This is a genomic window from Pseudomonas sp. 21LCFQ02 (assembly GCF_024129895.2).
Taxonomy (GTDB): domain Bacteria; phylum Pseudomonadota; class Gammaproteobacteria; order Pseudomonadales; family Pseudomonadaceae; genus Aquipseudomonas.
This window is the reverse complement of sequence record NZ_CM178749.1, coordinates 1,740,024-1,754,314: the sequence shown is the minus strand read 5'-3', so window position 1 is coordinate 1,754,314 and position 14,291 is coordinate 1,740,024. Positions and strand designations below refer to the sequence as shown.

Here is a 14,291-nt window from a genome sequence, read left to right as displayed (position 1 = left end):
GAGTGCGTCTACAAAATGGCTGCACTCGGCAATACTGCGTTGAAATTGACCTCAAAAAGCTCATGTACAAAATGTACACTGCGCTTTTTCGGCCAATCTCGCCTTGTCTTGCCTTCGCTCGCCTATTTTATAAACACCCCCCTCGTTAAGCGGCACCCGATTCACCCTTGCCTGAAACAAGTTTCATGGGCCGCGGGCCCTTGAGGGTTGTTCGCGCCGCAAACGGATCAGTATCCTAACACCCCCGTGCCCGCAGACGCTAAGTCCTGGCGGCCCGTCTTACAGGTTCAAATGACCAATGAACGCTTTAGCCCGCCGCGCCGCAGGCCTGTTGCTCAGCACTCTCTGCCTGCCGCTGGCTGCCTTGGCAGCCGATCCGCAACCGACTCATGAATTCACCCTCGACAACGGCCTGAAAGTCATCGTGCGTGAAGACCACCGCGCACCGGTGGTGGTCTCCCAGGTCTGGTACAAGGTCGGCTCCAGCTACGAGACCCCCGGCCACACCGGGCTGTCTCACGCTCTTGAACACATGATGTTCAAGGGCAGCAGCAAGACCGGTCCCGGCGAAGCTTCGCTGATCCTGCGCGATCTGGGCGCCGAAGAGAACGCCTTCACCAGCGACGACTACACCGCTTATTACCAGGTGCTGGCCCGCGACCGCCTGAGCGTAGCGCTGGAGCTGGAAGCCGATCGCATGGCGACGCTGAAAATTCCGGCCGACGAGTTCAGCCGCGAGATAGAGGTCATCAAGGAAGAACGCCGCCTGCGTACCGATGACAAACCGGTCAGCAAGGCCTATGAGCGTTTCAAGGCCATGGCCTATCCGGCCAGCGGCTATCACACCCCGACCATCGGCTGGATGGCCGACCTCAATCGCATGACGGTCGAGGACCTGCGCCACTGGTATCAACAGTGGTACACCCCTAACAACGCCACGCTGGTGGTGGTCGGCGACGTCAAGCCCGATGAAGTGAAAGCCCTGGCCGAGCGTTTCTTCGGCTCGATCCCGCGCCGCGACGTGCCGCCCGCCAAGAAACCGCTGGAACTGGCCGAGCCTGGCCAGCGGCAGATCACCCTGCATTTGAAGACCCAGTTGCCGAGCCTGATCTACGGCTTCAATGTGCCGAGCCTGTCGACCGCCGAAGACCCGCGCTCGGTGCATGCCCTGCGCCTGATCGCCGCCTTGCTCGACGGCGGCTACAGCGCGCGTATTCCGACCCGCCTGGAGCGTGGTGAAGAGCTGGTAGCCGGTGCTTCGTCGCAATACGACGCCTTTGCCCGCGGTGACAGCCTGTTCCTGATCAGCGCCACGCCCAACGTGCAGAAGAAGAAAACCCTGGCCGACACCGAAGCCGGTATCTGGCGCCTGCTCGACGAACTCAAGACCAAGGCGCCGTCCAGCGAAGAACTGGAGCGGGTCCGGGCCCAGGTCATCGCCGGCCTGGTCTATGAGCGCGACTCGATCACCAGCCAGGCCACAACTATCGGCCAACTGGAAACCGTCGGCCTGTCCTGGAAGTTGATCGACGAAGAGCTGGCTGCGCTGCAAGGCGTGACCCCGGCCGACATCCAGAACGCCGCCAAGACCTATTTCACCCGTGAGCGCCTCAGCGTTGCGCACGTGCTGCCTGAGGAGAAGAAGGCCAAATGATCATGCGCAAACATTCGCTGCCCGGCCTGTTACTGGCCGCCTCGCTCAGTGCGCTGGTCGCCCTGCCCGCTGCTGCCAATAATGCCGTAGCCCCTGATGCGCCGCGTGGCGACGCGCCACTGGGGCAAAACCTGCAATCGCTCAAAGAGCTGGACGGCAAAGCCCCGGCACGCCGGGAAATGAACATCCAGAGCTGGACCACCGCCGAAGGCGCCAAGGTGCTGTTCGTCGAATCGCGCGAACTGCCGATGTTCGACCTGCGCCTGATCTTTGCCGCCGGCAGCAGCCAGGACCCGCAGAACGCTCCAGGCCTGGCGCTGATGACCAACGCCATGCTCAACGAAGGCGTCAAAGGCAAGGACGTCACCGCCATCGCGCAAGGCTTCGAGGGCCTGGGCGCCGATTTTGGCAACGGCTCCTACCGCGACATGGCCATGGTCTCGCTGCGTAGCCTCAGTGGCCAGGACAAACGCGAACCTGCCTTGAAGCTGTTCAACGAGGTGATTGGCAAGCCTACCTTCCCGGCCGACTCGCTGGCGCGGATCAAGAACCAGATGCTGGCCAGCTTCGAGTACCAGAAGCAGAACCCCGGAGTGATCGGCAGCAAGGCGCTGTTCGAGAAACTCTACGGCAACCATCCGTACGCCCACCCCAGCGACGGCAACCCGAAAAGCATCGGCGCCCTGACCCAGGCCCAGCTCAAGGCTTTCCACGCCAAGGCCTATGCCTCCGGCAATGCGGTCATCGCGCTGGTTGGCGACCTGTCGCGCGACGAGGCTCAGACCATCGCCGCGCAAGTCTCTGCCTCGCTGCCCAAAGGCCCGGCCCTGGCGAAAATGCCGGAGCCTGCCGAACCCAAGGCCGGCGTGACACATATCGAGTTCCCGTCCAACCAGACCCACCTGCTGCTGGCGCAACTGGGCATCAGCCGCAACGACCCGGACTACGCCGCGCTGATGGTCGGCAACTCGGTACTGGGCGGCGGTGGCTTCGGCAGCCGCCTGATGACCGAAGTGCGCGAAAAGCGCGGCCTGACTTACGGTGTGTCGTCCGGCTTCACCGGCATGCGCGTGCCCGGTCCGTTCACCATCGGCCTGCAAACCCGCGCCGAACTGAGCGAAAACACGCTCAAGCTGGTCCAGGATCAGGTGCGCGAGTTCCTCGACAAAGGCCCGACCCAGAAAGAAATCGACGACGTGAAACGCGAACTGTCGGGCAGCTTCCCGCTGTCGGCGGCCAGCAACTCATCGATTGCCGCGCAGTTGGGCGCGATTGGCTTCTATGATTTGCCGCTGACCTTCCTGGAAGACTACCTGACCGAAGCCCAGGCGGTGACGGTCGAGCAGGTCAAGGCCGCGATGAACAAACACCTCAGCGCCGACCAGATGGTCATCGTTACCGTCGGCCCGACCGTGGAGCAAAAACCGCTGCCACCCCCCACTGACAAACCTGCCCGGCAACCTGTCGGCGTTCCGGAGCATTGATGGCCAATCCACGAGCAAAAGCGCATAACGGCCAAGGTCAACTGCGCATCATCGGTGGCGAATGGGGCAGCCGCAAACTGAGCTTCCCCGACGGTCCCGGCCTGCGCCCGACCCCTGACCGGGTGCGTGAAACGCTGTTCAACTGGCTGGCGCCATACATCATCGGCGCGCGGGTGCTGGACCTGTTCAGTGGCAGCGGCGCGCTGTACTTCGAGGCGCTGTCGCGCGGTGCCAAGGCAGGGCTGGCGCTGGACACCAACCCGGCGGCCATCGCCAGCCTGCGGCAGAACCTGGCGCTGCTCAAATGCGAGAACGGCCAGGTTCAGCAAAGTGATGCCCTGCGCCACCTGGAGACCTGCCCCGCAGAAACCTTCGATGTGGTGTTTCTCGACCCGCCGTTTCATCAGGAGCTGCTGGCCAACGCCTGCACCCTGCTGGAAAACAACGCCTGGCTGAGCGAACGGGCGTGGATCTACACCGAAAGCGAGACACCGCCTTCGACCACCGGGCTGCCAGGCAACTGGCGTCTGCACCGTGAGAAAAAGGCAGGTCAGGTCTATTACGCGCTCTGGCAACGCGGTTAACAGGCTGCTACGCCGGTATCGCGGGGCGGGCCGCTGGCCCTGCCCCCCTTACATCGCGCACCACTTAGTGGCAACGTAGGCGCTGACCCGCCAGCTTAACGATGACTGCCGCCATGCCTGCACCTTCGTTTCATCCTGCCCATGTCAGCCCCTTTGCCCCGGCCATCGGGCTGGGTAACCCGCATCTGCAAACCCTCTGGGGTCCGCTGTTGCGGCGCGGCTTGCCGATTGAGCGAAAGCGCGAGCGCATGTGGCTGGATGACGGTGATTTTCTCGACCTGGACTGGAACGGCCCGCATTGCCCGGATGCACCGCTGGTGCTGGTCCTGCACGGCCTGACCGGCTCGTCGAACTCGCCTTATGTGGTGGGCCTGCAACGGGCCATGCAAGCGCAGGGCTGGGCCAGCGTGGCGCTGAACTGGCGCGGCTGCTCCGGTGAGCCGAACCTGCGCTCACGCAGCTATCATTCCGGGGCCAGTGAGGACCTGGCCGCAGTGGTCGCCCACTTGCGCGCCTTGCGACCACTGGCGCCGTTGTATGCGGTGGGTTACTCGCTGGGCGGTAATGTACTGCTCAAGTACCTGGGCGAGTCCGGCGAACACAGCCAGTTGCTCGGTGCGGTGGCCGTCTCGGTGCCGTTTCGTCTGGATCAATGCGCCAACCGTATCGGCCAGGGGTTTTCGCGTATCTATCAACGCCACTTCATGCGCGAAATGCTCGGCTACATCCGTGACAAACAGCGCCGTTTTCAACACGAGGGGCTCAGCGAAGGGCTGGCCGAACTGGCCGCGCTCGGCTCGCTGGAAAACATGCGCACCTTCTGGGATTTCGACGGCCGGGTCACCGCGCCGCTGCACGGCTTTACCGACGCCGAGGACTATTACCGACGGGCTTCAAGCCGCTATTTTCTTGGCCAGGTGCGCACCCCGACGCTGATCATCCAGTCCATCGATGACCCGTTCGTGTTCGCCCACAGCCTGCCTGCGCCGGATGAACTGGCCTCGTGCATCGAATTCGAGCTACAGGCCAAGGGCGGCCATGTGGGCTTTGTCGAGGGTTCGTTGCGCCGCCCCGAATACTACCTGGAGCGGCGTATCCCACTGTGGCTGGGCATTGCCCACGAGCGGGACAATCCCTATCCCGCGACCTGACAACGCCTGACCCGGCCTCAGCCGCCGGTGGCGATTTCGCGCTTGGGGTCGGTAATCCACTCACTCCACGAGCCGGCATACAGGGCGCCCAACGGGTAACCGGCCAGCGCCATGGCAAACAGGTTATGACAGGCCGTCACGCCTGAGCCGCAGTAGGCCACCAGCTCACTGGGAGGGCGGTCCTGCAGGGCGGCGGCAAAGCGCTCGCGCAGCTTTTCGGCCGGCAAAAAGCAGCCATCGGCGCCAAGGTTCTCGGTAAATGCCAGGCATTGCGCGCCGGGGATGTGCCCTGCCACCGGATCAATCGGCTCGACTTCACCACGAAAGCGCGGTTCGGCACGTGCATCGATCAGGCTCAGGGTTGGCCGCCCGAGACGCTTTTGCAGGCGTTCGGCGCTCAACACCAGTGAATTGTCCGGTTCGCCATTGAAATGACCTGGCTCGTTACCGGCCGGATCAAGGCTCAGTGGCAGGCCTGCCGCATGCCAGGCCTTGAGGCCACCATCGAGCAAATACACGCCGTCGCGCTTGCCCAGCCAGGCCAGCAGCCACCAGGCTCTGGCGGCAAAAGCGCCGGGGCCGTCATCGTAAAGCACCACCGTGCTGTCGTTGTTGATGCCCCAACTGCGCAACCGCTCGACCAGTGCGCGGGGCTCGGGCAGTGGATGACGGCCGGTCTTGCCCTTGCTCACCGGGCCACTGAGGTCGCGCTCCAGATCGGCGAACCAAGAGCGCTCGATATGGCCCTGGGCATAGCTGCGCTGCCCGTAGTCGGCATCTTCCAGAGCAAAACGGCAATCGAGAATCACCAGCCCTGGCTCCTCCAGCCTGGCGGCCAGTTCCCGGGGGCTGATCAGTTGCGCGAGAGGCATAAAACGAACTCCTGCAGACAGACAATCGAATAATCAGGCGACATCTATTTGTCGAGCATAGGCCGTGAGCAGGCACGCCGTCGACTGGCCTTTGGTAGACATGCCGCTTATGCAGTTGATCGGCAGGCATTGTAGAGTGGCCCCGGTTCATACCCCAAGGATCTACCATGAGCGACACGCAGCAACGGCTGGACGCCGCCTTTTCTCTCCAGCGCCAGGCCTTTGCGGCCAACCCGATGCCATCAGTTGCGCAGCGCCAGGCGTGGTTGCGTGAGTTGGCGCAGCAGCTCAAGGCGCAGCGCCAGGCACTGGTGACGGCAATCAGTACCGATTTCGGCCATCGCAGTGCCGATGAAACCCTGCTGGCCGAACTGCTGCCCAGCCTGATGGGCATCCGCGATGCAAGGCGGCGCCTGAAGGGCTGGATGAAACCCTCGCGACGCCACGTCGGGCTGGCCTTCCAGCCGGCATCGGCGAAGGTTATGTACCAGCCGCTGGGGGTGGTTGGCATCATCGTGCCGTGGAACTACCCGTTGTTTCTGGCTATCGGCCCGCTGACCGGAGCCCTGGCAGCCGGCAACCGGGTGATGCTCAAACTCAGCGAGTCGACCCCCGCCACCGGTCAGTTGCTCAAGCAGATGCTGGCGCAGATTTTCCCGCAAGACCTGGTGTGCGTGGTGCTGGGTGAAGTCGAGGTCGGCATGGCGTTTTCCCGACTGCCGTTCGACCACTTGCTGTTCACCGGCGCAACCGGCATAGGCAAGCAGGTGATGCGGGCCGCTGCCGAGCACCTGACCCCGGTGACCCTGGAACTGGGCGGCAAGTCGCCGGCCATTGTGTCTCGTGACGTGCCGCTAGCGGATGCCGCGCAACGGCTGGCCTTCGGCAAGACCCTCAACGCCGGGCAAACCTGTGTGGCCCCGGATTACGTGCTGGTGCCCCGGGAACGCCTCGACGGCCTGGTCGAAGCCTTGCGCCACACAGTCCAAGGCTTCTACCCGCAGCCGACCCGCAACCGCGACAGCACGCACATCATCAATCAACGCCAGCGCCGTCGCCTGCAGCATTATGTGGATGACGCCATCGGCAAAGGCGCCCAGGCAATCGTCCTGCAACCGCAGGGTCAGGACGGCCAAATGCCGTTGACACTGCTGCTGGATGTCGACGACAGCATGCAGGTAATGCAGGAAGAGATCTTCGGGCCGCTGTTGCCGGTATTGCCTTACGACACCCTGGAACAGGCGCTGGGCTGGATCAACCAGCGCCCACGGCCACTGGCCCTGTATTTCTTTGGCTACGACAAACACGAGCAGCGACAGGTGCTGGAGCGCACCCACTCAGGCGGGGTGTGCATCAACGACACCTTGCAACATGTCGCGGTGGACGACCTGCCGTTCGGCGGCATCGGCCCTTCGGGGATGGGCCATTACCATGGCCGCGAAGGTTTTCTGACCTTCAGCAAAGCCAAGAGCGTGCTGATCAAGCCGCGCCTGAACACCGCACGGCTCATTTACCCGCCGTACGGCAAAACCCTGCAGCGGCTGATCCAGTGGCTGTTTATTCGCTGACAGCGCAACGTTGGCCGATCGGCGCCAATGTCCGATAATCGGCCCTTTACGACTGATGTCGCAAGGCTGCCGACTTGGCCCGATGGGCGCGGCTGCGATACCATCCCAGTCCCTCAACGGACTCCTGACAGGACGACGCGATGAACCGAGTGTTGTATCCAGGCACCTTCGACCCGATTACCAAGGGCCACGGCGATCTGGTCGAACGCGCCTCGCGCCTGTTCGATCATGTGATCATTGCCGTGGCGGCCAGCCCCAAGAAGAACCCCTTGTTCCCGCTCGAGCAACGGGTTGAGCTGGCCAGGGAAGTAACCGCCCATCTGCCCAATGTCGAAGTCATCGGCTTCTCGACCCTGCTGGCGCAACTGGCCAAGGAGCAGAATGCCAATATTCTGCTGCGCGGCCTGCGTGCGGTGTCAGACTTCGAGTACGAATTCCAGCTGGCCAACATGAACCGACAACTGGCCCCGGACGTGGAAAGCCTGTTCCTGACTCCGTCGGAGCGTTACTCGTTCATCTCTTCGACCCTGGTCCGGGAAATCGCGGCTTTGGGTGGCGATATCACCAAGTTCGTCCACCCGGCCGTGGCCAATGCGCTGACCGAGCGGTTCAAGAGCAATTGAAAGCGACAGCCTGCTGCAGCACTTTCAGGTAATAACCCTAGAAACCTCAAGGTGCATCCTGGAGCCTAATGCGGCACAATTCGCCGCATTGGCTTTCATATGCCCGGATGCGACCCGCGGCAGGAGTGTTTCATGTCCCTTATCATCACTGACGATTGCATCAACTGCGACGTCTGCGAACCAGAGTGCCCGAACGAAGCGATTTCCCAGGGCGAAGAAATCTACGTGATCGACCCCAACCTGTGCACCGAGTGCGTGGGCCACTACGACGAGCCGCAATGCCAGCAAGTCTGCCCGGTCGATTGCATCCCGCTGGATGAAAACCGGGTCGAAAGTAAAGACGAGCTGATGACCAAATACCGGCTCATCACCGGTAAAGCCTGACCATCATTGCTTGGCAAGGAATGCCTGTTGTTGAATCCTGATCGAAGACATTCCGGCCTGTTCGGCGCTCTGTTCGCGTTCTGCGTTCTGCTTGCGCCACTGGCTCAGGCCGCGCCGCTGCCAGACCAGGCGGCCATCGCCAGCCCTCACGCCCAAGCGACCGAGGCCGGTCAGCGAATTCTGGCGGCAGGCGGCAATGCCTTCGATGCCGCCGTGGCAGTCAGTGCCGCCCTGGCGGTCGTCGAGCCGTATGGCTCCGGTCTTGGCGGCGGCGGCTTCTTCCTGCTGCGCGACGGGGGTGATCAGCCGCAGTATCGGTTTATCGATGCACGGGAAAAGGCACCACTCCAAGCCACTTACGATCTGTATCAGCGCGACGGCAAGGTGCAGGCCCAGCTGTCGCTCAACGGTGCACTGGCCGCTGCGATTCCGGGTTTGCCCGCTGCACTGGTGGAACTGGCCGAGCACTATGGCCAGTTGCCGCTCAAGACCTCATTGGCACCGGCCATCGCCTTGGCCAACAGCGGTTTTGCAGTAGACCCCATCTACCAGAAGCGCGCCCGCATGCGCCTGTCAGCCTTGCGCGACGACCCGGAAAGCGCACGGCTGTTTCTCGACAACGGTGATATCCCAAGTATCGGCACCCTGATCCGCCAACCGGAACTGGCCGTGACCCTGGAGCGCCTGGGCCGCGATGGCCGCGAAGGTTTTTATGGCGGTGAGACCGCGCACCAGTTGATCGCCGGTGTCCAGGCTGCAGGCGGTATCTGGACCCATCAGGACTTGCAGCAATACCAGGTCGCCACTCGCCAGCCGCTGCGCTGGCCACTGGCACAACAACGCGAGTTGATCAGCGCCCCGCCGCCCTCCGCCGGCGGCGTGGCGCTGGCCCAGAGCCTGACCATGCTTGAACACCTGCCATGGCGTGAAGCCCAGGGCAGCCAGCGCATCCATTACGTGCTGGAGGTGCTGCGCCGCGCCTACCGTGACCGTGGCCAGTTGGGCGACCCGGATTTCGTCAGCAATCCGATCCCGCAGTTGCTGGACCGTCAGTACCTGAAAACCCTGGCCGCCAGCATCGATCCACAGCGTGCGACCCCAAGTGCCGAGTTACCGCCCTCGCCCGCCTGGCGCGAAGGCGATCACACCACCCATTTCGCCGTGCTCGACCGCGCCGGCAATGCGGTGTCGGCGACTCTGTCGATCAATCTGCCATTCGGCGCAGCCTTTAGCGTGCCCGGCACCGGTGTGGTGCTCAACGACGAGATGGATGACTTTGCCGCCGACCCGCAAGGCAGTAATGCTTACGGGCTGGCGGGCAGCCAGGCCAATTCGATTGCGGCGGGCAAGCGACCATTGTCGAGCATGAGCCCCAGCTTCATCGAAAGCCCCCAGGCCTTCACTGCGTTCGGCACACCGGGTGGCAGCCGTATTCCGAGCATGGTACTGCTGGCCATGCTGCAGTACCTGGACGGCCAGCCAGTCCCGGCCTGGCCAGCACTGCCCCGCTATCACCACCAATATCTGCCGGACGTGGTGGAATTCGAACCGGGAGCGCTGAGCGCGCAGATCCAGGCACAGCTAAAGAGCCGCGGCTACAGCCTCAAGCAGACCGCCGACACCTTCGGCAACCAGCAGGTGCTGTTGTGGGACAAGCAAAAACGCAGCGTTGAGGCGGCCAGTGACCCACGTGGCGTGGGAGTTGCGAGGGTCTTTGATTGATCTTCACGCTGTCTTGCAGCAAAGACGGGCCTTGTGGAGCAGCCGGGACGCCTTCGCGGCTGAAGCCGCTCCTACCGGTTTCGACAGACGTCATTCCTGCCTGTTGTAACCATCTCCGGTGCAGCCCAGACAGCGCACGAAGGCAGCCTTGCCCGGATCGACCACCAGTGCCTTGCCTGCACGACCGATGCCGCCGCCGGTGGCGGTGAATGGCAGGGAGATGACAAACAGGCCGGCACCGGCCACGGTGGCGGCAATCAGTAGCGGTCGGGCGATCAGCAGGTCACCGATCATGGCAAAAGCCGGCGGGTTCTGGATTTCATAGACCGGATCGCCACTGGCATCCGGGCGATCAAAAGCGGCCATGGCCGGCATGGCCTGCAGACCGATGGACAAGGCCAGAGTGGCAGCGAGAATGCGAAACGGGCTCATGCTGGATCCTTGGGCTGGGTAAGTGCAATGCGCCTAACTATAAACAGCGACTGCGGTTACGCAAGGCCCAAGGTCATGCAACAAATCTCCGGCCGGTAACAGATCAGGCTCAGCGCTGACACTTCGGACAAAAGACCGTGGCGCGCTGACCCAGTTTGATTTCCCGCAACAGACTGCCGCACACCTTGCACGGCAGCCCACCCCGGCCATAGGCGAACAGCTCCTGCTGGAAATAGCCGGGCTTGCCATCACCACCGATGAAATCACGCAAGGTGGTGCCGCCACGCTCGATGGCATAGGCCAGGATGCGCTTGATTTCGACGGCCAGCTTTACATAACGCGCTCTGGAAATGCTGCCCGCCTCACGGCGCGGGTCGATACCGGCAGCGAACAAAGCCTCGGTGGCGTAGATATTGCCGACCCCGACCACCACCGCGTTGTCCATGATGAACGGCTTGACCGCGATGGACTTGCCCCGCGACTTCTCGTACAGGCGCAGGCCATCGAACAGATCGGTCAGCGGCTCCGGCCCCAGGCGCACCAGCAACTCGTGATTATGCGGGTCCTGGCTCCAGAGCATGGCGCCAAAGCGCCTTGGGTCGGTGTAGCGCAGCGCCAGCCCCGACTCCAGCTCGATATCCACATGTTCGTGCTTGAGCGCCGGCAGACCCGCCTCGACCAGGCGCAGGTTACCGGACATGCCCAGATGGCTGATCAGCGTACCGACTTCGGCCTGGATCAACAGGTATTTGGCGCGTCGCCCGACCTCGACAATGCGTTGCCCCGAGAGCCGCACATCCAGGTCTTCCGGCACCGGCCAGCGCAGGCGGTGATCGCGCACGATCACCCGGCTGACCCGCTGACCTTGCAGATGTGGCGCGATACCGCGGCGGGTGGTTTCGACCTCTGGCAATTCAGGCATCAGTGTCCGCTCAGTTCGCGGATGCTTTCTTTGAGGTACTCGAAATCGTATTCGGACAAACCGACATAATCGAGGACCAGCGGGCCGACCACTTCCCACTCGTGGTCGGCCTCCTGATTGCCCAGCACCTGGAAGGACTGGCAGATGTGCTCGGCCATCTTCAGCGGCCCCAGCAGGTTTTTCAGCGGGGCATTGCGGCTCGATTCGTCCTGGAAGATCGCCAGGGCATTGTGGTGGTTGGCGATGGCCGCACACAGGTGTTCGGGCAACCGCCATGATCTGGCCGTGTAGTAACCGACCACCGCATGGTTGGTATCGAACGCGGCGTTTTCGGTGTCCACCACCCGGTGGCTCTCGTTGGCGTTGGCGTAGGCGTTTTCCAGCACTTGCATGTAGTCGGGGAAACGCTTGAGCATCAGCGGCACGCCGCAATCGTGAAACAGCCCCAGGGCATAGGACTCGTCGACCGTCTGCGAGCCGATGCGCTTGGACAGGGTCAGGCTGGTCATCGCCACGTCCTGGGCTGTGTCCCAGAAGCGGTTGAGGGTCACGATGGTCTCGTCGCTCATCTCGCCCTTGATCGACTGGGCGTTGATGAGGTTGATCACCGTACGACTGCCGAGCAGGTTGACCGCACGGTCGATGGACGCAATTTTGTTGGTCAGCCCGAAATGCGCCGAATTGACGATTTTAAGCAAAGCCCCGGAAAGCCCCGGGTCTTGGGAAATCAGTTTGGCGATGGTGCCCAGATCAGGATCGGGCATGTACTGCTCCATCTGCAAATCGACAAGGATCTGCGGCTGCGCAGGCACGCTGATACCTTGCAGGGCTTGCTGAATCTGCTCGGGGGTCAGTTCGGGGGTCAGCTCTTGGGGCATAGGTACGTACTCGAGGCCATGATCGGATTTTGCCCCCTTAATCAATAACGGTCCATCACCAAAACGGGTGATTTATTCTGAACTTTGCCGCCAGCCATGCTTCGGAACTAAAGACACCGGCAGCCAGCGAGCGGCCTCGACCGCCCGCCTGACAAGGCCTGCCCCAAGTCTGCACACCGATTCAGGAGAGCCTCATGTCCACATCCCTGCAGGGTAAACGCGTCGCATTTTTGGTAACCGATGGTTTCGAACAGGTCGAGCTGACCGGCCCGCAACAGGCTCTGGAAGCCGCTGGCGCGGCCACCGAGATTCTGTCCAGCCAGTCAGGCCAGGTCAAAGGCTGGAACCATGACCAGCCGGCCGATGATTTCAAGGTCGACCGCACCTTCAAACAGGCCGCCGAACAAAACTACGACGCCGTCGTGTTGCCGGGCGGAGTACAGAACTCCGATACCATCCGCATTGACCCCGACGCTCAGCACATCGTACGCCTGATCAACGGCCAGAACAGGCCATTGGCCGTGATCTGCCACGGTAGCTGGCTGCTGATCAGCGCTGACCTGGTGCGCGGCAAGAAGCTGACCAGCTACAAGACACTCAAGGATGACCTGGACAATGCCGGTGCCGACTGGGTCGATGAACCGGTGGTCATCGACGGCAACCTGATCAGCAGCCGCGACCCCAATGACATCCCGGCCTTCAACGAGGCGTTGCTCAAAGCCTTGTCCTGATCGTCGATTAATTCACGTCATCCCGGCCGGTAACCGGGGTGACGCGCTATAATCCCGCTCTTTTTTCCGGAGCGACGTGATGTCTCTGCCCAGCCTGCGCCTCAAAGCCAACGCCGACCGCCGCCTGCGGGCCGGTCACCTGTGGGTCTACAGCAACGAGATCGACGTTGCCGCCACGCCCCTGAACAGGTTTTCGGCAGGTGACCAGGCCGTCCTGGAAGCCGCCAGCGGCAAACCGCTGGGCATCGTGGCCATGAGCCCGAACAACCTGATCTGCGCCCGCCTGTTGTCGCGCGACATCAAGCTGCCGCTGGACAAGTCGCTGCTGGTGCACCGCCTCAACGTTGCCCTGTCGCTGCGTGAACGGCTGTTCGACAAACCCTTCTACCGTCTGGTCTACGGCGACTCAGACTTGCTGCCAGGCCTGGTGGTAGACCGCTTCGATCACATTCTGGTCGTGCAACTGGCCTCCGCCACCATGGAACAGCACAAGGACGACGTGATCGCCGCGCTGGTCCAGGTGCTCAAGCCCAGCGGCATTCTGTTCAAGAACGATTCCAGCGCCCGCGACGCCGAAGGGCTGAACCGCTACGTCGAAACCGTCTACGGCGCCGTACCTGACTGGGTCGCGCTGGAAGAAAACGGCGTGAAGTTCGAAGCACCGGTGCTTGACGGCCAGAAGACCGGCTGGTTCTACGACCACCGCATGAACCGCGCGCGCCTGGCACCCTACGTCAAAGGCAAGCGCGTACTGGACCTGTACAGCTACATCGGTGGCTGGGGCATCCAGGCCGGTGCGTTCGGCGCCAGCGAAGTATTCTGCGTCGACGCCTCGGCCTTTGCCCTGGACGGCGTAGAGCGTAACGCGGCGCTGAACGGCTTCGCGGAAAAGGTCACCTGCATCGAAGGTGACGTGTTCGAAGCCTTGAAAGAACTCAAGGCCGCCGAAGAGCGTTTCGACGTGATCGTCGCCGACCCGCCAGCCTTCATCAAGCGCAAGAAAGACCTGAAGAACGGCGAAGGCGCCTACCGTCGCCTGAATGAACAGGCCATGCGCCTGCTCAGCAAGGACGGCATCCTGGTCAGCGCCTCGTGCTCGATGCACCTGCCTGAAGATGACCTGCACAACATCCTGCTGACCAGCGCCCGCCATCTGGATCGCAACATGCAAATCCTTGAGCGCGGCGGCCAGGGCCCGGACCATCCGGTGCACCCGGCGATTCACGAGACGCGCTACATCAAGAGCATCACCTGCCGGTTGCTGCCTAACAGCTGATACACAACGC

General features: G+C 62.6%; 14 protein-coding genes. 10 read left to right on the top strand and 4 right to left on the bottom strand.

What is annotated here, in order from left to right; translation table 11 throughout:
- Window positions 1–298: 298 nt before the first annotated feature.
- The 4 genes from NJC40_RS08155 to NJC40_RS08140 all read left to right on the top strand — a co-directional run bounded on the left by NJC40_RS08155 (window position 299) and on the right by NJC40_RS08140 (window position 4,873).
- Complete coding sequence (locus tag NJC40_RS08155; protein WP_253140257.1) at window positions 299–1,654, top strand: M16 family metallopeptidase; 1,356 nt, start codon at window positions 299–301, stop codon at window positions 1,652–1,654.
- Entirely contained in the window at window positions 1,651–3,138 is a 1,488-nt protein-coding gene (locus NJC40_RS08150) for a M16 family metallopeptidase (RefSeq protein ID WP_045486381.1), read from the top strand. The genes NJC40_RS08155 and NJC40_RS08150 overlap by 4 nt, the downstream gene beginning before the upstream one ends.
- Window positions 3,138–3,722, top strand: a complete 585-nt coding sequence (rsmD, locus tag NJC40_RS08145) for a 16S rRNA (guanine(966)-N(2))-methyltransferase RsmD (RefSeq protein ID WP_045486378.1) — start codon at window positions 3,138–3,140, stop codon at window positions 3,720–3,722. The genes NJC40_RS08150 and rsmD overlap by 1 nt, the downstream gene beginning before the upstream one ends.
- A 113-nt stretch (window positions 3,723–3,835) precedes the next feature.
- Complete coding sequence (locus NJC40_RS08140; RefSeq protein ID WP_253112170.1) at window positions 3,836–4,873, top strand: hydrolase; 1,038 nt, start codon at window positions 3,836–3,838, stop codon at window positions 4,871–4,873.
- Between the two features lie 17 nt (window positions 4,874–4,890).
- Here NJC40_RS08140 and NJC40_RS08135 read toward each other — a convergent pair whose 3' ends face one another.
- A complete protein-coding gene (locus tag NJC40_RS08135; RefSeq protein WP_253140256.1) occupies window positions 4,891–5,745 on the bottom strand; it encodes a sulfurtransferase in 855 nt (284 codons plus the stop codon).
- A gap of 167 nt (window positions 5,746–5,912) precedes the next feature.
- Between NJC40_RS08135 and NJC40_RS08130 the strand changes: the two genes are divergently transcribed.
- From NJC40_RS08130 to ggt, 4 genes are all read left to right on the top strand, one after another.
- The gene (locus NJC40_RS08130) at window positions 5,913–7,313 is read left to right on the top strand and encodes a coniferyl aldehyde dehydrogenase (protein WP_253140255.1); all 1,401 of its coding nucleotides are present in this window, start codon (window positions 5,913–5,915) and stop codon (window positions 7,311–7,313) included.
- A gap of 140 nt (window positions 7,314–7,453) precedes the next feature.
- Window positions 7,454–7,936, top strand: coding sequence for a pantetheine-phosphate adenylyltransferase (coaD, locus tag NJC40_RS08125; protein ID WP_045486366.1), 483 nt, complete (start codon window positions 7,454–7,456; stop codon window positions 7,934–7,936).
- 132 nt (window positions 7,937–8,068) lie between these two features.
- A complete protein-coding gene (locus NJC40_RS08120) occupies window positions 8,069–8,320 on the top strand; it encodes a YfhL family 4Fe-4S dicluster ferredoxin (protein ID WP_045486363.1) in 252 nt (83 codons plus the stop codon).
- Window positions 8,321–8,389: 69 nt separating this feature from the next.
- Window positions 8,390–10,042, top strand: coding sequence for a gamma-glutamyltransferase (gene ggt / locus NJC40_RS08115; protein ID WP_253140334.1), 1,653 nt, complete (start codon window positions 8,390–8,392; stop codon window positions 10,040–10,042).
- A gap of 90 nt (window positions 10,043–10,132) precedes the next feature.
- On the opposite strand, the gene NJC40_RS08110 is transcribed toward ggt, so the two are convergent.
- From NJC40_RS08110 to NJC40_RS08100, 3 genes are all read right to left on the bottom strand, one after another.
- Window positions 10,133–10,474, bottom strand: a complete 342-nt coding sequence (locus tag NJC40_RS08110; protein ID WP_045486360.1) for a hypothetical protein — start codon at window positions 10,472–10,474, stop codon at window positions 10,133–10,135.
- Window positions 10,475–10,583: 109 nt separating this feature from the next.
- Entirely contained in the window at window positions 10,584–11,396 is an 813-nt protein-coding gene (gene mutM / locus NJC40_RS08105; RefSeq protein WP_045486357.1) for a bifunctional DNA-formamidopyrimidine glycosylase/DNA-(apurinic or apyrimidinic site) lyase, read from the bottom strand.
- The gene (locus NJC40_RS08100) at window positions 11,396–12,208 is read right to left on the bottom strand and encodes an HDOD domain-containing protein (RefSeq protein ID WP_162484349.1); all 813 of its coding nucleotides are present in this window, start codon (window positions 12,206–12,208) and stop codon (window positions 11,396–11,398) included. The genes mutM and NJC40_RS08100 overlap by 1 nt, the downstream gene beginning before the upstream one ends.
- 260 nt (window positions 12,209–12,468) lie before the next feature.
- Between NJC40_RS08100 and NJC40_RS08095 the strand changes: the two genes are divergently transcribed.
- Both NJC40_RS08095 and NJC40_RS08090 read left to right on the top strand, forming a co-directional pair.
- Window positions 12,469–13,005 (top strand): type 1 glutamine amidotransferase domain-containing protein, encoded by a 537-nt coding sequence (locus NJC40_RS08095; RefSeq protein ID WP_045486355.1) that lies wholly within the window; start codon window positions 12,469–12,471, stop codon window positions 13,003–13,005.
- Window positions 13,006–13,084: 79 nt separating this feature from the next.
- Window positions 13,085–14,281 carry a class I SAM-dependent rRNA methyltransferase gene (locus NJC40_RS08090; RefSeq protein ID WP_045486352.1) on the top strand — a complete coding sequence of 399 codons (1,197 nt, stop codon included), beginning with the start codon at window positions 13,085–13,087 and terminating at the stop codon, window positions 14,279–14,281.
- Window positions 14,282–14,291: the final 10 nt, after the last annotated feature.